Below are 24,038 nucleotides of genomic sequence, written 5' to 3'. Positions count from 1 at the left end.
GCATAGGGAATTTCGCATGAGTGACAAAACTGAACTGAACGCCGATCGCCTGATTAACCCCACCCGTCGTAAACTTCTGCTCGGCAGCGCCGGGGCCGTCGGGCTGGCCGGTTTCCTCGGCGGCATCGGCGCGTTCCCCGGCAAAAGCTGGGCAGCCGGCCAGGCCGCAGGCGTAACCGGCAGCCCGCTGCTGGGTTTCAAAGGCATCGCTGCGTCCACGGAAGACAAGGTGGTGCTGGCCGAGGGCTACCGTGCGGACGTGCTGATCTCCTGGGGTGACCCGCTGCACCCGGATGCCCCGGCCTTTGACCCGAACGGCGGCAACAGCGCGGCCGATCAGGAGAAACAGTTCGGTGACAACAATGACGGCATGAGCTTCTTCCCGCTGGATGAAAACCGCGGCGTGATGGCGATCAACAATGAATACGTCAACGAACAGTACCTGTTCGCCCACGGCGGCAGCAAAGCCACCAGCCTGGAAGATGTACGCAAATCCCAGGCGGCGCATGGCGTGTCGGTGGTGGAAGTGCGCCGGATTGCCGGTTCCCCGCGCTGGGAAAAAGTGATCGACTCCCGCTACAACCGCCGCATCACCGCCGCCACGCCGATGACCTTCAGCGGCCCGGCGGCCGGCAATGCGCTGCTGAAAACCGAGGCGGACCCGAGCGGCACCAAAGTGCTCGGCACCTTCGGCAACTGCGCCAACGGCAAAACCCCGTGGGGCACCTACCTGACCTGCGAAGAGAACTTCGACACCTATTTCGGCACCAAACAGGCAGGCTATGTCACCACGGCCGATCAGAAACGCTACACCCTGAAGCCGGATGAGCCGGAGCGCAACTGGCCCGATTTCGACCCGCGCTTTGATGTGGCGAAAAACCCGAACGAGTTTAACCGCTTTGGCTGGATCGTCGAGATCGACCCGATGGACCCGGCCTCTACGCCGATCAAACGCACCGCGCTCGGCCGCTTCAAGCATGAAAACGCCGCCGTGACCGTGGCGAAAGATGGCCGCCTGGTGGTGTATATGGGCGACGACGAGCGCGGCGAGTTCATCTACAAATATGTTTCCAACGGCAAAGTGGATACCGCCAACCCGGCCAATAACCGCACCCTGCTGGATGAGGGCACGCTCTACGTCGCGCAGTTCAACGGCGATGCAAACGGCACGCCGCTGAAAGGCACCGGCAAATGGCTGGCGCTGCGTTTCGGTGAGAACGGCCTGACGCCGGAAAACGGCTTCCAGGATGCGGCGCAGGTGGTGATCTTCGCCCGGAAAGCGGCGGCCAAAGTGGGCGCTACCCGCATGGACCGCCCGGAATGGATCGCGGTGAACCCGCATGACGGACGCGCTTACTGTACCCTGACCAACAACAGCAAGCGTGGCGGCGAGGGAATGCCCCTGAACGCGGCAAACCCGCGCCCGGACAATATCTACGGCCAGATCATCCGCTGGGATGAGGGCGGTGACGCCACCGCAGAGGATTTCCGCTGGGACATGTACGCGTTGTGCGGCAACCCGATTGCCCACCCGCAGGGCGTGAACCGTGGTACGCCGAACATCACGGCGGAAAACACCTTCAACAGCCCGGATGGGCTGGGCTTTGACCGCGACGGCCGCTTGTGGATCCTGACTGACGGCAAGTACACCAACAAGGATGACTATCAGGGGCAGGGCAATAACCAGATGCTGGTCGGCGACCCGAAAAGCGGCGAGATCCGCCGTTTCCTGGTGGGGCCGAAATCCTGTGAACTCACCGGCGTGGCCTTCACCCCGGACTACCGCACGCTGTTTGTGAACATCCAGCACCCGGGTGAAGAGAAGGATTCCCACTTCCCGGATAACAGCCCGCGCCCGCGCTCGTCCGTCCTGATGATTACCCGCGAGGATGGCGGCATCATCGGCGCGTAGCCTTTACGGCTGAACCGCGCCAGAAAAAACGCGTCATAAAAAAAGCCGCCGGGCAGCAACCCGGCGGCTTTTATGTTTCAACCAAGAGCAGTCAGGAGGCTTTCGGCGCGGCGTGGGGATCGGCCCGGCGCAGGGAAGGCTGATGGAAATAAGTTTTATCTTCCCAGCGCAGCAGCGTTAAATCACCGCCCCAGCAGCAGCCGGTGTCGAGGGCGTAAATCCCTTCCGGCGTACCGCGCCCTTCCAGCGAGGCCCAGTGACCGAAGATGATCGCATAGCCTTGCTCAGTGACCTGATTCGGCAGCGCAAACCATGGCTTCAGCGGGGCAGGGGCGTGCTCCGGCGTATCTTTGCAGATCATGTCGAGTTGGCCATTGGGGAAGCAGTAACGCATCCGCGTCAGCGCATTGGTGCCGAAGCGCAGGCGCGCCAGGCCGGTGAGTTCCGGCAGCCAGTTGTTCGGCATGTCGCCGTACATCGCATCCAGGAACAGCGGATAGCTGTCACTGCTGAGCACCGCTTCCACTTCACGCGCACAGAGTTGCGCCGTCTCCAGATCCCACTGCGGCGTGATGCCGGCGTGCGCCATCACGAGGCGTTTTTCCTCATCCACTTGCAGCACCGGCTGGCGGCGCAACCAGTTGATCAGTTCATCGGCGTCGGGTGCGTCCAGCAGCGGCGTGATGCGATCCTTGGGCTTGTTGCGGCTGATCCCGGCATACACCGCCAGCAGGTGCAGGTCATGGTTGCCCAGCACCATACGTACCGCCGGGCCGAGGGAACGCACGTAACGCAGCACGTCCAGCGAGTCCGGGCCGCGGGCGACCAGGTCACCGGTGAGCCACAGGGTGTCATGGGCCGGATCAAATGCCACCTGCGCCAGCAGCGCGCGCAGCTCATCGTAACAGCCGTGGATATCGCCTATCAGGTATGTCGACATAGATCAGTTAATCATGGTTGGAATGGCGAGACGGAACGCCGGAATGGCCACACGGAACGGCTCGCCATTCTGGTCGATCATCTCGTAGTGCCCTTGCATGGTGCCGAGCGGGGTTTCCAGAATGGCGCCGCTGGTGTACTGGAACTCATTGCCCGGCGCAATCAGCGGTTGCTCACCGACCACACCTTCGCCCTGAACTTCCATTTTGCCGCCATTGCTGTTGGTGATGAGCCAGTACCGGCGCAGCAACTGCACCGGATGACGCCCCAGGTTGCGGATCGTGATGGTATAGGCAAACACATAGCGATCCTCTTCCGGGAAGGAGTGGGACTCAATGTAAACACTCTGTACCTGAACGCAAACGCGGGGCGACTCAATCATTACAGCGACTCCTGTGGTTCCTGCTGCAAAGGCGGATTGGCGGAGAGCCAGTTCGCCAGCGCGCAATACTGCGCCACCGAAATATTCTCCGCCCGCAGGCCGGGGTCAATCCCCAGCTCAGTCAACTGCTCCGGCGTGAAGAGGTGGCCGAGGCTGTTGCGGATCGTTTTACGGCGCTGGTTAAACGCCTGGGTGGTGATGCGGCTTAACATGCGCACATCGCCGACCGGGTGCGGCATCTCACGGTGCGGCACCAGGCGCACCACGGCGGAATCCACTTTCGGCGGCGGGGTAAAGGCCGTCGGCGGCACTTCCAGCACCGGGATCACGTTGCAGAAATACTGCGCCATCACCGTCAGGCGGCCATAGGCTTTACTGTTTGGCCCGGCCACCAGGCGGTTGACCACCTCTTTCTGCAACATAAAGTGCATGTCGCGGATCGCCTGAGTATAGCTGAAAAGATGGAACATCAACGGTGTGGAGATGTTGTACGGCAGGTTACCGAACACGCGCAACGGCTGGCCGGCTTCAGCGGCCATTTCCGCGAAGTCCACCGTCATGGCGTCCTGCTGGCGGATGGTCAGCTTGTCTTTCAGCGTCGGGTGTACTTCAAGGCGGGCCGCCAGATCGCGGTCCAGCTCGATAACGGTCATCTTGTCCATGCGTGCGCCGACCGGTTCGGTCAGGGCGCCCAGGCCGGGGCCAATCTCCACCACGGCTTCGCCGGGCTGCGGGTGAATGGCCGACACAATGCTGTCGATGACGAACTGATCGTTTAAGAAGTTTTGTCCAAAACGTTTGCGGGCAAAATGCCCTTGGTGGACTCGATTATTCATTACTGTTGGTTATCATTTTAATGGCAAGGTTTAAGGCCGTTTTGAAGCTGCCGGCATCGGCGCTGCCGGAACCGGCCAGCTCTAAAGCGGTACCGTGGTCAACTGAGGTCCTGATAAAGGGCAGGCCGAGGGTGATATTCACCGCGCGGCCGAACCCCTGATATTTTAGCACCGGCAGCCCCTGATCGTGGTACATCGCCAGCACCGCATCCGCATGTTGCAGGTATTTGGGCTGGAACAGGGTGTCTGCCGGCAACGGGCCGGTCAGTTGGATCCCGGACTCACGCAGTGCGTTCAGCGCCGGGATAATGGTATCAATCTCTTCACGCCCCATGTGCCCGCCTTCGCCGGCATGGGGGTTCAGGCCGCACACATAGATATGCGGGCGGGCAAGACCAAATTTGGTGCGCAGGTCGTGATCCAGAATGGTGATCACTTCATGCAGGCTTTGCGGGGTAATGGCATCCGCCACCGCTTTCAGCGGCAGGTGGGTGGTCGCCAGTGCCACCCGGAGTTCTTCGGTGGCCAGCATCATCACCACACGTTCGCAGCCGCTGCGGTCAGCAAAGAACTCGGTATGGCCGCTGAAGGCGACGCCCGCGTCGTTAATCACCCCTTTGTGGACCGGGCCGGTGATAAGCGCGGAAAACTCGCCGTTCAGGCAGCCGTCACAGGCACGCGCCAGGGTCTCTACCACATAGGCGCTGTTGGCGACGTTCAGCGTACCGGCCACGGCCGGTTCCGCCAGCGCCACCGGCAGCACGGAGAGCTCCCCGGCCTGCGGGGTAAACGCCCGGCCCGGCTGATAGGTGCGCAAGGCCAGCGGCAGCCCGAGCTGGGCGGCGCGCTGAGACAACAAAGCCGGATCGGCACACACCACCAGCTCAACAGGCCATGCCTGCTGAGCCAGGGCGATCACCAGATCCGGCCCAATCCCGGCGGGTTCGCCGGGCGTAATGACGACAGGTTTACGGTTGAGCATTGCCATCCAGGATTTTCACATAGGCACTGGCGCGTTGTTCCTGCATCCAGGTTTGTGCCTCTTCAGCAAATTTGCGGTTGAACAGCATCCGGTATGCCCGGTCTTTCTGGGCCGCGTCGGTTTTATCCACCTGGCGGGTGTCCATCAGCTGAATCAAATGCCAGCCAAAGCTGGAGTGAACCGGCTGGCTGATCTCACCTTTCTGCAATTTCAGCAGGGCGTCGCGGAAGGCCGGATCGTACATGTCCGGGGATGCCCAGCCCAGATCGCCGCCCTGCATGGCAGAACCTGGATCTTGTGAAAGCTGTTTCGCCAGGGTGGCGAAGTCCGCTTTGCCGCTTTTGATCTGCTCAAGTGCGTCCTGGAGTTTGGCGCGCGCCTGATCGTCAGTCAGCACCACGGACGGCTTCAGCAGAATGTGGCGGGCATGCACTTCCGTGACCGACACCGTCTGGTTGTTGCCGCGGATGTCATTCACGCGCAGGATGTGGAAGCCCACACCAGAGCGGATCGGCCCAACAACCTGGCCTTTCTGCGCGGTTTGCAGGCGTTCAGCAAACAGCGTCGGCAGCTCTTCCAGTTTGCCCCAGCCCATCTGGCCGCCTTTCAGCGCCTGCGGGTCAGCGGAGTAGGTGATCGCCAGTTTGCCGAAATCAGCACCGCTGTTGATTTCAGCCACCAGCTTTTTCGCCAGCTCTTCTGCCTGATCGACCTGATCCTGGGTCGGGTTTTCCGGCAGTGGGATCAGGATGTGGCTCAGGTTGAATTCAGCACTGCTGCCGTTCTGGGCGGCGATCTGCTTCGACAGCGATTCCACTTCCTGCGGCAGGATGGTCACACGGCGGCGAACTTCGTTGTTACGGACTTCCGAGATCAGCATCTCTTTACGGATCTGCGCGCGGTAGGTGCCATAGTTCAGGCCGTCATAGGCCAGGCGGCTGCGCAGCTGATCCACGCTCATGCGGTTCTGGGCGGCAATGTTTGCGATCGCCTTGTCAACGTCCGCGTCGGTCAGGGTAATGCCCATTTTCTGCGCCATCTGCAACTGGATGTTGTCCATGATCAGACGCTCCAGAATCTGGTGGCGCAGGGTATTGTCATCCGGCAACTGCTGGCGGGCATCTTTTGCATTCATCTTCACTGACTGCATCAGGCCATCCACGTCACTCTCCAGCACGACGCCGTTATCCACCACGGCGGCGACCCGGTCAACTTCCTGCGGTGCTGCGAACGCGGTATTGGCACAGATAGCCAAGCCGAGAATCAGCGTTCTCCAGTTCTTCATACCTTTTCCATTTTTGTCATCCGCATAGCGGGTTAAAGTTTACACATCTTGCAGTTGCACTTAATCAGAATGCACGCTGATACGGCAGGATACCCTGCTTCAGCATCTCATCCGTCCCGAGCGAATGGTTACTGCTCAGGCCGCGCAACTCAATATTAAATGACACCCTGTTATCGTACTGGCTTGACTGGGTCGTGTTGTCCCAGTCAGTGATTTTGCGCTCATACCCGAGGTTGATGGCCCAGCAGCAGGTGCTGTATTGCAGCCCAATCAGCTGATCGGCCGGCTGTTTTGCCTCAATATCGTAGTAGTAAGCGGCCACCACAGCCCAGCGGTCGGCCAGAGGCCAGCTCGCTGTCATCCCTACCTGGGAAATACCCTGCTGGTAACCGGGGTTCTGCACACTCGGCAGCGTGGCCTGGATATATTCCGGGCTGGCGTAACGGTAATTCAGCTGAACCATCCGCTCCGCATCTTTCCGGTACTCCACCACTGCATCACCCAGGGCCACCGCATCGAGACGGGTGTCATACTGCAACCCACCGCGTAAGCCCCAGTTATTGTCGATCCGCCAGTAGGTATCCCCCGCCCACACCAGGCTGCCGGTATCGTCGCTTTCATCAAGCGAGGAGTTCGGGTCGCCGGTGCGCGGCTGGGTGAAGTAGTAGATTTGACCCGCAGAAACGTTAAAACGTTCAACCAAAGCATCATCATAAATACGCGACGTCAAACCGGCCGCCAGCTGGTTAGCCGAGGCGATGCGATCCAGGCCGCTGTAACTGCGGTCACGGAACAGGCCGGTATAGTCCGATTGCAGCAGGGTGGAGTCGTAGGTGTAGATGTCACTCTGGTTGCGGTACGGAATATAAAGGTATTGCGCACGCGGCTCGAGCGTCTGGGTGTAACCCTCAGCCCAGGTCATGCTGCGGTCAAACACCATTTTGCCGTCGGTCTTGAACTCCGGCATGGTGCGGTTGACGTTGTCCCGCAGCGCCAGGTTGTTATTGGTGTTGAAGTCGTCCGGCACATCCTGCTGGTAGTGCGTGGCCAGCAATTTGGCTTCGGTATTCAGGCTGCCCCAGCCATTGGCCAGCGGCAGGCTGATGGTCGGCTCAATGTGCAGACGGGTCGCTTCCGGGTTGTCCGGGTTGACGCTGGTGAACTTCACCGCCTGGCCATAGATGTTGAAGTCAAACGGGCCGACGTCATTCTGGTAGTAATTGATGTCGAGCTGCGGCTGCGCACGGTAGGCGTTGGCGTTACCGGAATCGGCAAAGACCTGGAACTGCTTCGACGCCAGTTTCACATCCCAGTGGGTGTCCGCATAGCCGACGCTGAATTTCTGCGTGGCGTAGCCGTCGGTGGTGGAACCGTAGGTGGAGTCGAGGTCAGTGAAGTATTTCGAGTCACTGACTTTCAGATAGTCGACGTTGAAACGCCAGACCTGGTCCATCACCCCGGCGTGGCGCCAGTAGAAGAGCCAGCGGGTGTCGCTGCTGTCTTCCGGGTAATCTTTGTGGTACTCGCTGTCGCTCGGCAGCCAGTCGAACTCGACCAGGCCCGCGCCCGGCGTCGTCAGGTAGCGGAATTCGTTCTGGAACTGCATCCCACGTTTGCTGATGTAGTGCGGCGTCAGCGTGGCGTCAAAGTTGGGCGCGATGTTCCAGTAGTACGGCAACATGAACTCGAAGCCGTTGTTGCTGCCGAACTTGGCATTCGGGATCAGGAACCCGGAACGGCGGCGGTCACCCACCGGCAGTTGCAGGTAGGGGCTGTAGAACACCGGCACCGGGCCGATTTTGAAGCGGGCGTTCCAGATCTCGGCGACTTCTTCCTGGCGATCGTGAATCACCTCGGAACCAACCACACTCCAGCTGTTGTCACCCGGCAGGCAGGAGGTAAAGGTGCCGTTGTCGAGGATGGTGTAGCGGTTGCTGTCACGCATCTTCATCTTGTCGGCGTCACCGCGGCCCTGGCGGCCTACCATCTGGTAGTTGCCCTGATCCATGTCGGTGTCTTTGGTGTTCAGGTTGGAGAAGGCGCGCGGGCCTTTCAGCTTGATCTGGTTGTCATCGTAATGGACGTTGCCGGTGGCCGTCACGGTGCGCGTCGGCTCCGGTTGGTTTGCCACCTGCGTCTGGTTCAGCTCGACCTGGTCAGCCGTCAGCGTACTGTTACCCTGCTGGATATTGACGTTCCCGGAGAAAATCGCATTGTCCGGGTAATTGGCCTCACTCTTGTCGGCCTGGATATGGACCGGCAGCGTGTTAGGGTCGCCTTTTACCAGCGGCTTATTATAGGTGGGAACGCCGATCATGCATTGTTCAGCGAGGTCGGCCAGCGCACCCTGGCTGTAGAGTGCCGAGCCAATCATGGTGGCCAGCAGTGTTGGGAGACATTTTTTCATACGCGGTATTCGGTGTTCCGTCATCAGAGGCGTCATGCCGGCAAACGGTCAGAGACTATATCACTCATCAGCGTTGCGCTAGTGTTAAATCCAGCCGTGGGTCTGTCGTCGTTAGGCATCCGGATAAATGCCGGGTATGATAAAGCAAATCTGACGCAACGGCATGTGAATTGAGGAGTATATGCAGTATTGGGGAAAGCTGCTCGGCGTTGTACTGGGCTTGATGTCCGGTGCGGGCTTTTGGGGCGTAGTAATAGGATTGTTGATCGGCCATATGGTTGACAAGGCGCGGGCCACCCGCAGCCGTGGCTACTTTGCCGACCAGCAGACAAGACAGACAGTATTTTTCCGCACCACCTTCCAGGTCATGGGGCACCTGTCCAAATCGAAGGGGCGCGTGACGGAAACGGATATCCAGACCGCCAACCTGTTTATGCAACGCCTGAACCTGCATGGCGAACAGCGCACCATGGCACAGCAGGCGTTCCGTGAGGGCAAAGAGGGCAACTTCCCGCTGCGTGAGCGGCTGCGTGAACTGCGCAGCGTCTGCTTCGGCCGTTTTGATCTGATCCGCATGTTTCTGGAGATCCAGCTGCAGGTGGCATTCAATGATGGTGAACTGCACCCGAACGAGCGCCAGGTGCTGTATGTGATTGCTGAAGAGCTGGGAATTTCGCGTGGCCAGTTCGACCAGTTCCTCCGCATGATGGAGGGCGGGCAGCAGTTCGGCGGCGGGCAGCAGGGCAGGTACTCTCACGGTGGCTTCCAGCAGCCGCAGGGGCCGACGCTGGCTGACGCCTGCAAAGTGCTGGGCGTGAAGGAAGAGGATGACGCCACCACCATCAAGCGCGCGTACCGCAAGCTGATGAGTGAGCACCACCCCGACAAGCTGGTAGCCAAAGGGCTGCCGCCGGAGATGATGGAGATGGCGAAGCAGAAAGCGCAGTCGATTCAGGCCGCCTATGACCTGATCAAACGCGAGAAAGGTTTCCGCTAAGCCCGTTGCGTAACGTATTACCGCGAAAGCCGCCCCCCGGGGCGGCTTTTTTATGGCCTCAGCGCCCGCGCAGCTTACGTACCACCTCGAACTCGTCGAAGAACACCGGAGTGCCGCGCTGCATGGAGAGGTTACCGGCGACGCCCGTCAGGATCGAGAGCGTACCGGCGCGGTGGTCGGCGGCGCGGCGTAACGGGTCTTCGGGCGGGTTGCCGAACAGGTCCGCCAGCATCGCCCGATCGCCGCCGCCGTGCCCGCCCTCACCGGCGGTGAAGTCCGCCTCCCACGGGGTGCCGAACATCGGGTAGACGGTGATGCGGCAGGCGTCGAGGTTGCCTTCCTCCTCACGCAGGCCGCCGCCGTTGACGTAGGAGTTCTCCTCCACGTTCATCTCCAGCCGCCCCTTGCTGCCGTTAAACACCACGTTCAGCCCCTCTTTCGGCAGGTAGGCGTTGAGGGAGTAGGTAAGCTGCGTGCGGTTGCGGTATTTCACCATCACCGACAGCGTATCCTCGATGTTGATGCCGTCGCTGAACACGCTCTGGTCGCGGTAGTAGCTGTCTTCGTGCTCCGCCTCTAAATAGAGGGCGCGCAGTTGCGGGTTGGCTTCCATGTGCAGCGCGAACGGATCCTCCGCGGCCTGCGGCGCGCCGTGCGCCCGGCTGTAAAAGCGGGTTTCGCCGCGTTTTTCCGCATTCTCCCGGCCATAAAAGCGCAGATCGCCCAGCGCGAACACCTGTTCCGGCGAGCTGTCGAGCCAGAAGTTCATCAGGTCAAAATGATGGGTTGATTTGTGCACCAGCAGCCCGCCGCTGTTGCGCTTTTCGCGGTGCCAGCGGCGGAAGTAGTCCGCGCCGTGCTCGGTATTCAGCAGCCACTCAAAATGCACCGAAAACACCTCGCCGATGGTGTCGTTCATCAGCAGTTCGCGCACTTTGCTGTGGTGCGGCGCATAGCGGTAGTTGAACGCCACACGCACCCGGCGGCCGGTCTCCTCAATCGCCTCGGCAATGCGCAGGGCGCGTGCCGCATCGATGGTCATCGGTTTTTCGGTGATCACATCACACCCGGCGTGCAGCGCCCGCACAATATAGTCGTCGTGGGTACGGTCGATGCTGGTGACAATCACGGTATCCGGCCGGGTGTCGGCGATCATCGCCTCAAACTGCCCGGCCCGCCAGGTGGAAACCGGCGCGGCCCCCGCTTTAGCCAGCAGATGGTTGGCGTAGTCCATCCGCGTCTGGTTGGTGTCACAGAACGCCACCCACTGCGCGCTCTCCCGGTAGGTGGCGGCAATCGCCTCGATGTACAATCCGGCGCGGCCGCCGGTACCGACCAATGCATATCTTTTCATCACGCTATCTCCTGAAGCTTACGCCCAACCGGGCGCAGAAAAGGGGGGACGCTCGCTGCCGCGGGTCGCCTGTTTTTTTCGCGTATTGCCGGTGCGCTGACAAACGGCAAGAAAAGCAGCCACCTGTCAATGCATAACAGGCAGCCGCGCTTAACGCTATGTCATGCGCGGTGGAAAAAGGGTGAGTCAGGTCACAAGCGGGGGAGCCTGCCCCAGGGGGCAGGGGAGAATCAGAAATCCGCCGGGGCGCGGAAGGTCATCGAGGTGTGGTAGTGCGGGTGGGCCAGCGTCAGGGTTTCGGCATGCAGTTGCAGGCGGGAGGCCATCGCGCGGGCTTCCGGTGGTGCGTAGAAGTTATCGCCGAGAATCGGGTGTCCGAGCGCCAGCATATGCACCCGCAACTGGTGCGAGCGGCCGGTTACCGGGGTCAGCCGCACGCGGCTGGTGCCGTCCTCATCCCGTGACAACACCTGATAGAGCGTCTGCGCGGTTTTGCCGGTCTCAAAGCAGACTTTCTGCTTTGGCCGGTTCGGCCAGTCGCAAATCAGCGGCAGGTCAATCAGCCCCTCATCCTCCGCCACATGCCCCCAGACGCGCGCCAGATAGCTCTTTTTCGGTTCGCGTTCACGGAATTGCCGCTTCAGTTCCCGCTCGGCCGGCTTGGTCAACGCCACCGCCAGCACGCCGCTGGTGGACATGTCGAGCCGGTGCGCCGATTCCGCCAGCGGAAAATCACGCTGGACGCGCGTGATCACGCTGTCCTGATGCTCTTCAGCACGGCCGGGCACCGAGAGCAGGCCGCTCGGCTTGTTCACCACCATGATGTGATAATCCTGGTAGAGAATCTGAAGCCACGGCTCCTGCGGCGGGTTGTAGCCTTCCAGCGGCGGTGTCTGAGACGCGATGTGGTCGCTCATGGTGTTGGTCACTGTAGAGAGGAAAACAGCCGGGCGCGCTGTGCGCCCGGACCGGGGTTACTGGTGGCTTACCACCACCAGACGTATGGCATCCAGCCGCCAGGTGGCGTCGTTGAGGTTCGCCAGCACCTGCTTGCGGTTGAACTCCAACGCTTCGACTTCGTCGTCACGGATGTTCGGGTTCACCGCACGCAGCGCCTCCAGACGGGCGAGTTCGCTGCTGGTCTGCTCGTCGGCTTCGATTTTCGCCGCCTCGATCAGCGCACGCGCCTCATCAGCCACCAGCGCTTCCGCCTGTTGCAGCATGGCGTGGACGTCCTGCTGCACCGCGTTCACCAGCTTGCTGGAGGTGTGGCGGTTCACGGCGTTCAGTTGGCGGTTGAAGCTCTCGAACTCCACCTGTTTGGCGAGGTTGGTGCCTTTGCGGTCCATCAGCATACGGATCGGCGTCGGCGGCAGGAAGCGCGTCAGCTGCAGGTGTTTCGGTGCCTGCGCTTCCACCACGTACACCAGCTCGGTAAGCAGGGTGCCGACCGGCAGCGCCTTGTTCTTCAGCAGCGACACGGCACAGCTGCCGGTGTCACCGGAGAGGATGAGGTCCAGCCCGTTGCGGATCAGCGGGTGCTCCCAGGTGATGAACTGCGTGTCCTCGCGTGACAGCGCCTGCTCACGGTCGAAGGTCACGGTGCAGCCATCCTGCGGCAGGCCGGGGAAATCCGGTACCAGCATATGGTCAGACGGCGTCAGCACAATCAGGTTATCGCTGCGGTCATCCTGGTTGATGCCGACAATATCGAACAGGTTAAGCGCAAAGTTCACCAGATTGACGTCATTGTCGCCTTCGGCGATCGCCTCGGCCAGCGCCTGCGCGGCTTCACCGCCGTTGGAGTGCTGCTCCAGCAGGCGGTCACGCCCCTGCTCAAGCTGCTGGCGCAGTGCGTCGTGCTCGGTGCGGCACAGGTGCACAAACTCCGGCAGCCCTTCCTGTTCGGACGGGGTGGCGAGGAAGCGGATCAGCTGCTCATAGTGCTTGTCATAAATTGCGCGGCCGGTCGGGCAGGTGTGCTCGAAGGCGTCCAGCCCGTCGTGATACCAGCGGATCAATACCGCCTGCGCGGTCTGCTCCAGGTACGGCACCATGATCTGGATGTCGCGCTGCTGGCCGATACGATCCAGACGGCCGATGCGCTGCTCCAGCAGATCCGGGTTAAACGGCAGATCGAACATCACCAGATGGCTGGCGAACTGGAAGTTACGCCCTTCAGAGCCGATCTCCGAGCAGAGCAGCACCTGCGCGCCCTCTTCGGCGGAGGCGAAATAGGCCGCCGCGCGGTCACGTTCGATGATCGACAGCCCTTCGTGGAACACCCCGGCGCGGATGCCTTCACGCTCACGCAGCACCTGCTCCAGTTGCAGCGCGGTTTCCGCTTTGGCGCAGATCACCAGCACTTTTTCGTCGCGGTTGCTGGTCAAAAAGCCCATCAGCCACTCGACGCGCGGGTCGAAGTTCCACCAGGTGCCGTTCTCGCCTTCGAACTCCTGATAGATGCGCTCCGGGTAGAGCATGTCACGCGCGCGATCTTCGGTGCTCTTTTTGGCCCCCATAATGCCGGAGACCTTGATTGCCGTCTGGTACTGCGCCGGCAGCGGCAGGCGGATCTCATGCAGCACGCGGTGCGGGAAGCCTTTCACGCCGTTACGGGTGTTACGGAACAGCACGCGGCTGGTGCCGTGGCGATCCATCAGCAGGGTGATCAGCTCGCGGCGTGCGGCCTCGCTGTCTTCGCCGTCACCGTTGGCGGCGGCCAGCAGCGGCTCGATGTCCTGCTCGGCGATCATCTCGCCCAGCAGGTTCTGTTCATCATTGGAGAGGCGGTCGCCGCTCAACAGCAGCGTCACCGCATCCGCCACCGGGCGGTACTGTTGCTGCTCGGCCACGAACTCCTGATAGTCGTGGAAGCGGTTCGGGTCGAGCAGGCGCAGGCGCGCAAAGTGGCTCTGCGGGCCGAGCTGCTCCGGCGTGGCGGTCAGCAGCAGCACCCCGGCGGTGTGTTCCGCCAGTTGCTCAACCACCTGGTATTCTCGGCTTGGGGCCTCTTCGCTCCAGGCGAGGTGGTGCGCCTCATCGACGACCAGCAGATCCCAGGCGGCATCGGCCATCTGCTCCAGGCGGCTTTTGTTGCGGCGCACGAAATCCAGCGAGCAGATAACCAGTTGCTCACTTTCAAACGGGTTGGTGGCGTCATGCAGCGATTCGGCGTAACGCTCATCATCAAACAGGGAGAAACGCAGGTTGAAGCGGCGCAGCATCTCCACCAGCCACTGGTGCTGGAGGGTTTCCGGCACCACGATCAGCACGCGCTCGGCACGGCCGGAGAGCAGTTGCTGATGGATGATCATCCCGGCCTCAATGGTTTTGCCGAGGCCCACCTCATCCGCCAGCAGCACGCGCGGCGCATGGCGCTGGCCCACTTCATGGGCGATGTGCAACTGGTGTGGGATCAGGCTGGCACGCATCCCGCGCAGGCCGCTCCAGCGCAGGCGGAACTGCTCACGCTGGTATTTACGCGCCCGCAGGCGCAGCGCAAAGCGGTCCATCCGGTCGATCTGCCCGGCGAACAGCCGGTCCTGCGGCTTGCTGAAGGTGAGTTTGCTGTCCAGCAGCACCTCACGCAGCGCAACGGCGGCCTCGTCAGTATCCAGACGGGTGCCGATGTAGGTCAGCAGGCCGTTCTCTTCTTTAACCTCGTCAACTTTCAACTGCCAGCCTTCGTGGCTGTTGATGGTGTCACCCGGGTTGAACATCACGCGGGTGATCGGTGAGTCATTTCTGGCATAGAGGCGGTTCTCACCCGTCGCGGGGAAAAGCAGTGTCACCATACGCGTATCGAGCGCGACTACAGTGCCTAATCCTAATTCGCTTTCCGTGTCGCTTATCCAGCGTTGACCAAGTTTAAAGGGCATAGTTACTCTCTGTGTTGATGTATCGGGCCGTGCGTTTTTTTACTGCTTTGCGTGCGTTATCCGGACAATAGCAACGCTGCCATGCCGGGGCGCGGAGTCTCTGGGAGAGGTGCAAAAATGGGAAAGGGCGCTATGGTAATGGAAGGTCGCGGTTTCGTCACCTGCCAAACGCCGTTATTTGTCGTAAACCGCCCGCGTCAGAACAATCCCATTTGCCCGGTGATCAGTGTAGCAAAATCGTCCTGCAGGAACGGTAAAATGCCGTCCGCCACCGGCTCCAGCTGCCGCTCAATATAGTGCTCGTAGTCAAGCGGCGCATGGCGTGCTTCCAGCGGTTCCGGCCCGGCGGTGGTCATCACGTAGCGGATCCAGCCGCCTTTCTGGTACTGCAACGGCCGCCCCTGAGCAAGGTTGGCCTCATCCGCCAGCCGTGCGGCGCGCGCATGGGGCGGCACATTGCGCTGGTACTCCGCCAGCGGGCGGCGCACCTGTTTGCGGTAGACCAGCCGGTCATCAAACTCCCCGGCGCGGGTGCGCGCCACGTAGTCACGCAGATACTCCTGATAGGGCTGCCGGTGGAAGATGCGCTGGTAAAGTTCCTGCTGGAAAATCTGCGCCAGCGCCGTCCAGTCGGTGCGCACCGTCTCCAGCCCTTTGTAGATCATCTTCTCTTCGCCGTTGCGGAGTACCAGCCCGGCATAGCGTTTTTTGCTGCCTTGCTCCACCCCGGCCCCGCGGATGGTGGGCATCAGGAAGCGGCAGAAATGGGTTTCAAACTCCAGCTCCAGCGCGCTCTCCAGCCCCATCTCCTCGCGCAGGTGCTGCTGCCAGAACTGGTTCACCTTCGCCACCAGCGCCCGGCCAATCTCCTGCGCGGCGGCCTCGTCGTGCGGCTGTTTGAGCCAGACAAAGGTGGAGTCGGTGTCGCCGTAGATAACCTGATAGCCTTCGGCCTCAATCAGCGCGCGCGTCTGGTGCATGATCGCATGGCCGCGCAGGGTGATGGAGGAGGCGAGGCGCGGATCGTAAAAGCGGCAGGCGCTGGTGCCGAGCACGCCATACAGCGCATTCATGATGATTTTCAGCGCCTGTGACAGCGGGGCGTTCTGCTGCTGTTTGGCCGCCTCGCGCCCCTGCCAGATCTGCCGCACAATTTCCGGCAGGCAGTGGGTGGTGCGGGAGAAGCGCGCGCCGCGGAACCCCTCAACGGACGCCTGCTCATCCGGCTGGTGCAGCCCGGCCACCAGCCCCACCGGATCGATCAGGAAGGTGCGGATAATTGACGGGTAAAGGCTTTTGTAATCCAGCACCAGCACCGAGTCATACAGGCCGGGGCGCGAGTCCATCACAAAGCCGCCGGGGCTGGGCTGTTCCTCCACATCGCCCCGGTTCGGCGCGACAAAGCCTGCGCGGTGCATGCGCGGGAAATAGAGGTGGCTGAAGGCCGCCACCGAGCCGCCGCTGCGGTCTGCTTCCAGCCCGGTGACGCTGGCGCGCTCCAGCAGGAATGCCAGCAGATCGGTTTTGGCGAAAATGCGCGTCACCAGTTCGCAATCTTTCAGGTTGTAGCGCGCCAGCGCCGGTTTGTCTTCCCGGAAGCGCTGCTCAATCTCCGCCAGCCGCTGGTAAGGGTTGTCGGTAGCCTTACCTTCACCCAGCAGCGTTTGCGACACCGCCTCCAGGCTGAACGACGGGAAATTCCAGAACGCCGATTTCAGCGCCTCAATGCCGTCAATAATCAGCCGCCCGGCGGCCGACGCAAAGAAGTGCCCCTGCCGGAAGCCATGCTCGCGCCACTCCAGCGCGGCACCGCCGCGCCCCAGCCGCAGCGGAATGCCGTAACGCTCGGCGTGTTTCTGCAATACCCGCAGGTCAAACTGGATCACGTTCCAGCCGATGATTACATCCGGGTCGTGGTCGGCCAGCCACTGGTTGAGCTTCTCCAGCAGCAGCGGGCGCGAGGCGACATACTCCAGCGTGAAATCCTCGCGCTGCGGCGTGCCGTTCTCCGGCCCCAGCATGTAAACCTGCCGCTGGCCGCAGCCCTCAATGCCGATGCAGTACAGCTCGCCGTTGCCGCTGGTTTCAATGTCAATCGAGGCGAGTTTCAGCGGCGGGCGATAGCCTTCGGCCGGTTTCATTCTGGTATTGCGCAGCGTGTTGTCCGCGCCCGGCTCACCGCTGAACCAGACCGGCGCGGTGATGTAGCGCTCCATCAGAAAGCGCTCCGGCGGGCGGATGTCCGCTTCATACAGCGTCACGCCCTGATCTTTCAGCGCCCGCTCCAGCCGGGAGAGCTGGCGCTGCTGGCGGCAATAGAGCGCCAGTTGCGGCCGGTGGCGGAAATCACACAGCGCCACCTCGCGCAGCTGCGCACCGCTTTCGCCGCGCAACACCGGCTCCGCCAGTGCGCGCTGTTCCGCGGGCAGGAACGCCACCGCCTGCTGGGGCGGCAGGCAGACTTTCTGCGGGCCGCTATCGGTGGCCAGCCAGAGCTCAATCTCTGTGCCGGTGGGCGTATCACGCCAGTGGCGGGTCAGGATAAATCCCTGGCGGGCTGGGGTCACGGGGCTACCTTTGGGGCGAGGGGAACAGATGGACGTAGTATGGTTTTTTATACAGGTGATGTCCAACGCCGGTAGTGTTTGCTAAATACACATACAATTCATTGATTGACTGCGTGAATAACCGCGTTAACAATTCAGCGGCAAAATGATGAATTTACGCCACAACCTTGTTGGAATTTATGGAATCTTACCTTGAACATCTGATTACCCAGTCTGTGGCCTTTTCACTGATGGCGGTTGGCCTGGTGGCGTTTCTGGAGTCGCTGGCACTGGTGGGGCTGCTGCTGCCGGGCACGGTGATGATGGCGTCCCTCGGCGCGCTGATCGGCAGTGGGCGGGTCAATTTTTACGAGGCCTGGGCGGCAGGGATTATCGGGTGTTTCGCCGGTGACTGGCTCTCCTATTACATCGGCCACCGTTTCAAAGGGCCGCTGCAACGCTGGTCATTCCTGAAGAAGCATAAATCCCTGATGAGCAAAACCCGCCACGCGCTGCATAAGCACAGTTTTGCCACGGTGCTGGTGGGGCGCTTTATCGGCCCGACCCGCCCGCTGGTGCCGCTGGTGGCCGGGATGCTGGATTTGAAACCGCTGACGTTTGCCGTGCCGAACGTGGTGGGCTGCCTGACCTGGCCGCCGGTCTACTTCCTGCCGGGCATTCTGGCAGGGGTGGCGATAGGTATTCCGGCCGGGGCGGACGTCGCGCATTTCCGCTGGCTGCTGCTGGCGGCCTTTGTGGCGGTGTGGCTGGCGGCCTGGCTGGGCTGGCGCTGGTTCCGCGACGGCAAACGCAGTGAAGACTGGCTGTCACGCCGCTTGCCGCTGGCGCGGCTGCGCTGGGTGTGCGGGCTGGTCACCGTGGCGGCAGTCGCCTGCCTGGTGATGCTGTTCAACCACCCGCTGATGCCGGTCTACCGCCGCTTGCTGTGGCAGGTGCTGGCGTACTGAGTCAGGTGCGCGTAATGCCGAGGACGCGCGCCTCGGCGGCGCTGCCGTCAATCAGCGCGGCGGTCGGGCCGTCGTAGTAAATCCTCCCGTCCACCACCAGCAGCGTGCGCGGCGCAATCCGCGCCGCGTCATCCAGATTATGCGACACCATTAACAGCGTCAGGGCGCGGCGGCGGCACACGTCGTCCAGCAGCGTCAGCATGTCGCTGCGCAAGGCCGGGTCAAGCGCCGAGAACGGCTCATCCAGTAACAGCAGCGGCTGGCTGCGCAACAGACAGCGCGCCAGCGCCACCCGTTGCCGCTGGCCGCCGGAAAGCTGCGACGGCAACCGTTCCAGGCATTCCTCCAGCCCCACCTGCGCGGCGATCTCCTCCAGCGCCTGCCGTTGCCCGGCAGTGAGTTTCAGGCCGGGGTGCAGACCCAGCCCCAGATTCTGCCGCACCGTCAGGTGGGCAAACAGGTTGTTCTCCTGAAACAGCATCGATACCGGGCGTCTCGCCGGTGGCGTGTCGCGGTGGTCTGCACCGGCGATCTGTAAGGTGCCGCTGCTGGCGGGGAGGAAACCGGCGATCAGGCCAAGCAGGGTACTTTTGCCCGCGCCGCTCGGCCCCAGCACCGCCACACGTTCGCCGGGCTTCACCGCCAGGTCAAAGCGCATCGGCAGGTGGTGGTAAAGGTAGGTCAGCTTATCCAGCGTCAATATCGGTTCGGGCATTCTTCCGGCGCTCCGGTAAACGTTCAATCAGGGTGAACAGCAGGAAACAGAGCAGCAGCAGCAGCAGCGCGGTCACGGCACCGTCCTGGCTGCGGTACGCGCCCATCTGCTGATAAAGGTAGAACGGCAGGGTGCGGAACTGCTCATTGCCGAACAGCGCCACCACCCCGAAATCCCCCATCGACAGCACGCTGGCAAAGGCCATCGCCTGCGCCAGCGGCAGGCGCAGCGCGCTCAGCTCCACCCAACGCACGCGCTGCCAGCCGCCCATGCCCAGCGCCCGGCAGAGCGGAGTATAGCGCTCCGCCAGGTCACGCATTGGGTTGTCCAGCACTTTGAGCGCGTAGGGTACCGCCATCAGCGCATTGGTGAGGATAACCAGCGCCCACGGGGAGGTGGGCAAACCGCCGGTAGCGCTCAGCAGCAGGAAGAAGCCGGTCGCCAGCACAATGCCCGGCATCGCCAGAATCACCATGCCGCACAGCTCCAGCGCCTGCGCCCGGCCGCACTGCTGGCGCAACCGCCATTCGCGGCTGCTCCAGAGCAGCATCATGGTCAGCACCACGCAGAGCAGCCCGGCACCCAGCGCAATCCGCAGTGAGGTAGTGAGCGCCTGCCATAGCACCGGCTGTTGCAGCACGCCCAACAGCGCGCGGTTGGCACCGTCCGCCACCACTGCCAGCAGCGGCGGCAGGATCAGTAATAATGCCAGCGCAATCACCACGCCATCCGTAAACCGGGCGAGGGCGCTGTCCTGCGGGTTACGCCACTGCGCGGCCTGTGTATGCCCGGCGGGCAGCGCCTGGCTGAGGCGCTGGCTCAGCAGCACCAGCCCCAGACAACAGCTGAGCTGGATCAGCGCCAGCATCGCCGCCCGGCTGAGATCGTAGTCGTAACTCAGCGCCTGATAGATCGCCAGCTCGATGGTGGTGGCCTGCGGCCCGCCGCCGAGGGACAGCACGGTGGCAAAGCTGGCAAAGCAGAGCATAAAGATCAGCGCGGCAGCGGGCAGCAATTGCCGCCGCACGGCGGGCCACTCCACGAAACGCCACTGTTGCCAGCCGTTCATGCCGAGCTGCGCCGCCAGCTGGCGCTGCTCCACCGGGATATTCTCCAGGGACTGCAACAGCAACCGGGCGGCCAGCGGCAGGTTGAAGAACACATGCGCCAGCAAAATGCCCTGCAAGCCATAGGGCGAGAAGGTGTAAGGCACGCCGAGCCCGCCGCAGATCTCCGCGAGCCAGCCCTGCCGCCCATAGACGCTGAGCAGGCCGAACACCGCCACCAGCACCGGCAGCACCAGCGTCATGGCGCAGAGCCGCAACAGCAGCGCCCGGCCGGGGAAGCGGCGGCGGAACAGCGCCCGCGCCAGCCACAGCGCGGGCACCACCGAACAGACCGCCGACAGCAGCGCCTGTAAAAAGGTGAAGCGCACCACATGCCATAAATAGGTGTCATCGGCCAGCGTGCGCCACGCCAGCGCCGGTGCATGAAATAGGATCGCACCGAACGCCAGCCCGGCCACACCCAGCAGCAGCGCGCCCGCCAGCAGGCCGGGCCGTTGCCAGCCGGGGATCAGCGGCTGACGGCGGTTTGCCATGTGCGGGTCCAGGCGGCGCGTTGGGCAGCGACCTCAGCGGCGCTGTAGCTCAGCGCGGTTTTCGGCACGGCCAGGCTATCGAACCCGGCAGGCAGCGCCACCGGCGTTACCGGGTACATCCAGTTGCCGGTCGGGATGGTGTTCTGGAAGGCGGGCGTCACCATAAACTGCATAAACTTCTGCGCCAGTGCCGGCTGGTGGCTGGCAGCCAGCCGCCCGGCGACTTCCACCTGCAAATAGTGGCCTTCGCTGAAGGGGGCGGCGGCGTAATTCGCGTTTTTCTCTTCAATCAGGTGGTAGGCGGGGGACGTGGTGTAACTCAGCACCATGTCGCTCTCGCCTTTGAGGAACAGGCCGTAAGCCTCGCTCCAGCCTTTGGTCACAGTGACGGTTTTCTTCGCCAGCTTTTGCCAGGCATCCGCTGCCTGGTCGCCGTAGACTTTCTGCATCCAGAGCAGCAGGCCGAGGCCCGGCGTGCTGGTGCGCGGGTCTTCATAAATCACTTTCAGCGGGCGGTCGCTCTCCACCAGATCGCGCAGGCTGGTGGGCGGGTTTTTAAGTTTCTCTTTGTTATAGACGAAGGCGAAATAGCCGTAGTCATAAGGCACAAAGGTTTTATCCTGCCAGCCGCCCGGCACTTTCAGCGCGGCGGTATCGAGGCCGGACGGGGCGAACAGGCCGGTTTGCGCCGCTGCCTGCAACAGGTTGTTGTCCAGCCCCAGCACCACGTCGGCCGGGCTGTTTTTGCCCTCCATCCGCAGGCGGTTAAGCAGCGAGACGCCATCTTCCAGCGCCACGAATTTCAGCTCACAGCCGCATTCTGCCTCAAAGGCTTTTTTCACTGCCGGGCCGGGGCCCCAGTCAGCGGCGAACGAGTCATAGGTATACACGGTCAGCAGCGGTTTGGCGGCCAGCGCCGGGGCAGACAAGATAACAGCAGAGACAACACACAGATAAGGCAGGATCTTTCGTGACACTTTGCGCTCCTCAGAAAAAGGGTGGCAAAGGATTTTGAGCAAGCGTTGCGCAGTCTCAAATCCCTCCGCCGGTATTAACCGGATCAGGTTCGACGGGACTCTCTCAGCGACCACGGCCAGCAAGGCGGTGTCGCACCCCGTTGAGAACGCGCCATTGTAAAGGCTTAATCCGGTTGGCGAAAGGGCGGACTACTGCTCCGGCGGGGCGAACCAGGCGGATTTGAAGTCAAACCAACCGAGGCTGTTCATCCGCACGCCGCGCATGCTGCGCTGGCCCTGCAGTTGCAGCCAGTGGTGGAACAGCGGGTGAATCTGTTGGCGGCGCACCAGCGCCTGGCACCACTCCGCCAGCGGCAGCTGGTTATTACGCCACTGTACCGCCGCCGGGTGCAGATCCTCATCCAGACAGTGGTGCAGCAGCGGCAGCTCATACAGCCCGGCGAACAGGGAAAATTCCAGCGGCTGGGTGAAGTTAACGCTGCCGAGCCACAGATCGCTCTCTGCCTCGCCGTTGACCCAGGTTTCATAGCTCACCTCCTGCATCACGAGCGTGACGCCCTGCGCCGCCAGCAACGGCTGCAACGCGTTCACGATGGCGGGGAACTCCGGGTGGTGGCGGTAACAGGTCAGGGTCAGCGTCGCTAGCCCGACGGGCTGGGCGGGCTGCGCGTCATGGGCGCGGTGGTGCCAGCGCGGCAGCAGGCCAAAGGCCGGTGACCAGTAGCGCTGGTAGAGGCGATCAACCTGATGCAGCAGCGCCAGCGGGTTCAGCAGGTCGGTGAGCCAGGCGCGCACCTCCGGCCGGGCGGCGAGGGCAGAACGCCGGTCAAACAGCAGGAAGTAGCAGCCCTCTTCCAGCCGGTTCTCAAGCTCGCTGTGGGCGGTGTCGTCGGCCTGCAACTGCACGCCGGAAGAGACCAGCTCCTCACTCAGTTCCGGCTGTACCCAGATGCTGACTTCATCAATCAGTGCGCGGTAGCCGAAGTAGTCATCGAATGCGCGGATCTTCAATTGGGCCGGGCGGTTATGCACCACCGCATAGGGGCCGGTGCCGATCGGCTGGCGGGCGAAGTCCGGCAGTTGCGGCCACTCACGCGGCAGGATCATCGCCGGGACGCTGCCGAGCAGCCACGGCAGCCAGTGGTCCGGCATACTGAGGCGGATGTCGATGACATGCGGCGTCGGTGAGCTGATCCCCAGCAGGTGGGAAAAGAGCGGCAATGCGCGGATGCGCGTCAGCGAGGCGATAACATCCTCCATCTCCAGCGGCCGCCCATGGTGGAACGGGATGGCCGGGCGCAGATAGAAGCGCCAGTGCAGCGGTGACAGCGCCTGCCAGTGGTGCGCCAGATCCGGCTCCAGTTCCCCGTTTTCCTCATTTATCCGCGTCAGGCCGTTGAAAATTTGGCGCGCCAGATGGGTCTCTGAGCGGCGCATCGGCGAGCCGGGCAGCAGGTTAAACATCGGGCGGTAGTAAAGCACCCGCAGCAGGTGCCGCCCCTGGCGGAAGCTGCGCCCCAACTGGGCCAGCAGCATCTGGCGGGCGGCCTGTTTGTCCCCCACCAGTTGCACTAACTGGTCCGCATTGCCCTGGTCGATCAGCTCTTCAGCCCGCTGTTGCTGGAGCGCCAGCCCGGTGCGCAGAAAGGTGAGGGTAGAGCGCCGCCCGCGCCCCGCCTCCGCCTGCCAGTGCAGCCAGCCCTGCTGCTGCATACTGTTAAGCAGCGAGCGGACGTGGCGGCGCGAGCAGGAGAGGGTCTCCGCCAGGGCCTGAAGCGTGGTCTCGGCCGGCTGGCCGTGGAAGTGCTGCCAGAGGCGGATAAACTGCTGCTGTAAACGTGAGGTCGGCATAAAAGAGGAACTCCGCGCGAGAACTTCATCAATTTTTCTTTCCCCATATTACGCCGATACTGTTTCCCAGCAACCCACCCTGCCGCGTGGAGAAGAAAACATGAAACGCCTGCTGACCAGCCGGTTTTACCGGCGCTATTTCAACGCCGTCTCACCGCAATGGGACTGGCTGGCCTGGATACCCTGCCAGCACCGCATCACGATGCTTGAGCAACTGATGCAATGGCAGACGCCCACCATGACCGACGAGCAATACCACTCGCATACCTGACGCGCCGGTCATCCGTTTTTCTGAGTAATGGTGCTTTTCACCAGCCAGCCGGGTCCTCCGCTGGCTTTTTTATTACCGTTCACTGAAGCAAAAAAGCGTGCGTTTGCAGGCTTTTGCTGCTGTATCCGCGGCAAA

General features: G+C 62.2%; 18 protein-coding genes and 1 riboswitch. Of the genes, 4 read left to right on the top strand and 14 right to left on the bottom strand.

Features of this window, described 5'->3' with window-relative positions:
- Window positions 1-16: 16 nt before the first annotated feature.
- Window positions 17-1,912 carry a PhoX family protein gene (locus CYR55_RS03905; protein ID WP_101814847.1) on the top strand — a complete coding sequence of 632 codons (1,896 nt, stop codon included), beginning with the start codon at window positions 17-19 and terminating at the stop codon, window positions 1,910-1,912.
- Window positions 1,913-2,003: 91 nt separating this feature from the next.
- Here CYR55_RS03905 and apaH read toward each other — a convergent pair whose 3' ends face one another.
- The 6 genes from apaH to lptD form a co-directional block, all read right to left on the bottom strand.
- Window positions 2,004-2,852 carry a bis(5'-nucleosyl)-tetraphosphatase (symmetrical) ApaH gene (apaH, locus tag CYR55_RS03900; protein WP_101814846.1) on the bottom strand — a complete coding sequence of 283 codons (849 nt, stop codon included), beginning with the start codon at window positions 2,850-2,852 and terminating at the stop codon, window positions 2,004-2,006.
- Between the two features lie 3 nt (window positions 2,853-2,855).
- Window positions 2,856-3,233, bottom strand: coding sequence for a Co2+/Mg2+ efflux protein ApaG (apaG, locus tag CYR55_RS03895; protein ID WP_101814845.1), 378 nt, complete (start codon window positions 3,231-3,233; stop codon window positions 2,856-2,858).
- Window positions 3,233-4,069, bottom strand: coding sequence for a 16S rRNA (adenine(1518)-N(6)/adenine(1519)-N(6))-dimethyltransferase RsmA (gene rsmA / locus CYR55_RS03890; RefSeq protein ID WP_101814844.1), 837 nt, complete (start codon window positions 4,067-4,069; stop codon window positions 3,233-3,235). Before rsmA ends, apaG begins: the two co-directional genes overlap by 1 nt.
- A complete protein-coding gene (gene pdxA, locus CYR55_RS03885; protein WP_101814843.1) occupies window positions 4,062-5,057 on the bottom strand; it encodes a 4-hydroxythreonine-4-phosphate dehydrogenase PdxA in 996 nt (331 codons plus the stop codon). The genes rsmA and pdxA overlap by 8 nt, the downstream gene beginning before the upstream one ends.
- A complete protein-coding gene (gene surA / locus CYR55_RS03880) occupies window positions 5,038-6,336 on the bottom strand; it encodes a peptidylprolyl isomerase SurA (protein WP_101814842.1) in 1,299 nt (432 codons plus the stop codon). Before surA ends, pdxA begins: the two co-directional genes overlap by 20 nt.
- A 64-nt stretch (window positions 6,337-6,400) precedes the next feature.
- Window positions 6,401-8,743: an LPS assembly protein LptD gene (lptD, locus tag CYR55_RS03875; protein ID WP_101814841.1), complete on the bottom strand. Its 2,343-nt coding sequence runs from the start codon at window positions 8,741-8,743 to the stop codon at window positions 6,401-6,403.
- 181 nt (window positions 8,744-8,924) lie between these two features.
- Between lptD and djlA the strand changes: the two genes are divergently transcribed.
- Window positions 8,925-9,740, top strand: a complete 816-nt coding sequence (djlA, locus tag CYR55_RS03870; protein ID WP_101814840.1) for a co-chaperone DjlA — start codon at window positions 8,925-8,927, stop codon at window positions 9,738-9,740.
- A gap of 58 nt (window positions 9,741-9,798) precedes the next feature.
- On the opposite strand, the gene CYR55_RS03865 is transcribed toward djlA, so the two are convergent.
- The 4 genes from CYR55_RS03865 to CYR55_RS03850 form a co-directional block, all read right to left on the bottom strand.
- Window positions 9,799-11,094, bottom strand: a complete 1,296-nt coding sequence (locus CYR55_RS03865; protein ID WP_101814839.1) for a Gfo/Idh/MocA family protein — start codon at window positions 11,092-11,094, stop codon at window positions 9,799-9,801.
- Window positions 11,095-11,324: 230 nt separating this feature from the next.
- Window positions 11,325-12,011 carry a bifunctional tRNA pseudouridine(32) synthase/23S rRNA pseudouridine(746) synthase RluA gene (gene rluA / locus CYR55_RS03860; protein ID WP_101814838.1) on the bottom strand — a complete coding sequence of 229 codons (687 nt, stop codon included), beginning with the start codon at window positions 12,009-12,011 and terminating at the stop codon, window positions 11,325-11,327.
- A gap of 57 nt (window positions 12,012-12,068) precedes the next feature.
- On the bottom strand, window positions 12,069-14,975 hold the full coding sequence (rapA, locus tag CYR55_RS03855) for an RNA polymerase-associated protein RapA (RefSeq protein WP_101814837.1): 2,907 nt from the start codon (window positions 14,973-14,975) through the stop codon (window positions 12,069-12,071).
- A 197-nt stretch (window positions 14,976-15,172) separates the two neighbouring features.
- The gene (locus CYR55_RS03850) at window positions 15,173-17,542 is read right to left on the bottom strand and encodes a DNA polymerase II (protein WP_101814836.1); all 2,370 of its coding nucleotides are present in this window, start codon (window positions 17,540-17,542) and stop codon (window positions 15,173-15,175) included.
- A gap of 179 nt (window positions 17,543-17,721) precedes the next feature.
- Between CYR55_RS03850 and CYR55_RS03845 the strand changes: the two genes are divergently transcribed.
- Window positions 17,722-18,489, top strand: a complete 768-nt coding sequence (locus tag CYR55_RS03845) for a DedA family protein (RefSeq protein WP_101814835.1) — start codon at window positions 17,722-17,724, stop codon at window positions 18,487-18,489.
- Window position 18,490: 1 nt separating this feature from the next.
- Here the strand turns inward: CYR55_RS03845 and thiQ are convergent, their stop codons facing one another.
- The 4 genes from thiQ to sgrR form a co-directional block, all read right to left on the bottom strand.
- The gene (gene thiQ / locus CYR55_RS03840) at window positions 18,491-19,192 is read right to left on the bottom strand and encodes a thiamine ABC transporter ATP-binding protein ThiQ (protein WP_101815020.1); all 702 of its coding nucleotides are present in this window, start codon (window positions 19,190-19,192) and stop codon (window positions 18,491-18,493) included.
- On the bottom strand, window positions 19,176-20,804 hold the full coding sequence (thiP, locus tag CYR55_RS03835) for a thiamine/thiamine pyrophosphate ABC transporter permease ThiP (RefSeq protein WP_101814834.1): 1,629 nt from the start codon (window positions 20,802-20,804) through the stop codon (window positions 19,176-19,178). Before thiP ends, thiQ begins: the two co-directional genes overlap by 17 nt.
- The gene (gene thiB / locus CYR55_RS03830; RefSeq protein WP_175580784.1) at window positions 20,780-21,781 is read right to left on the bottom strand and encodes a thiamine ABC transporter substrate binding subunit; all 1,002 of its coding nucleotides are present in this window, start codon (window positions 21,779-21,781) and stop codon (window positions 20,780-20,782) included. The genes thiP and thiB overlap by 25 nt, the downstream gene beginning before the upstream one ends.
- A gap of 42 nt (window positions 21,782-21,823) precedes the next feature.
- A riboswitch (TPP riboswitch) is annotated at window positions 21,824-21,931 on the bottom strand.
- A 39-nt stretch (window positions 21,932-21,970) separates the two neighbouring features.
- On the bottom strand, window positions 21,971-23,632 hold the full coding sequence (gene sgrR / locus CYR55_RS03825; RefSeq protein ID WP_101814833.1) for an HTH-type transcriptional regulator SgrR: 1,662 nt from the start codon (window positions 23,630-23,632) through the stop codon (window positions 21,971-21,973).
- A gap of 100 nt (window positions 23,633-23,732) precedes the next feature.
- On the opposite strand from sgrR, the gene sgrT reads away from it, so the two are divergent.
- Window positions 23,733-23,903, top strand: a complete 171-nt coding sequence (gene sgrT, locus CYR55_RS03820; protein WP_101814832.1) for a glucose uptake inhibitor SgrT — start codon at window positions 23,733-23,735, stop codon at window positions 23,901-23,903.
- Window positions 23,904-24,038 lie beyond the last annotated feature (135 nt).

The organism is Chimaeribacter californicus (genome assembly GCF_002858675.1).
GTDB classification, from domain to species: domain Bacteria; phylum Pseudomonadota; class Gammaproteobacteria; order Enterobacterales; family Enterobacteriaceae; genus Chimaeribacter; species Chimaeribacter californicus.
Note: the sequence above shows the minus strand (reverse complement) of the source record. Positions and strands in the feature narration are given on the sequence as shown.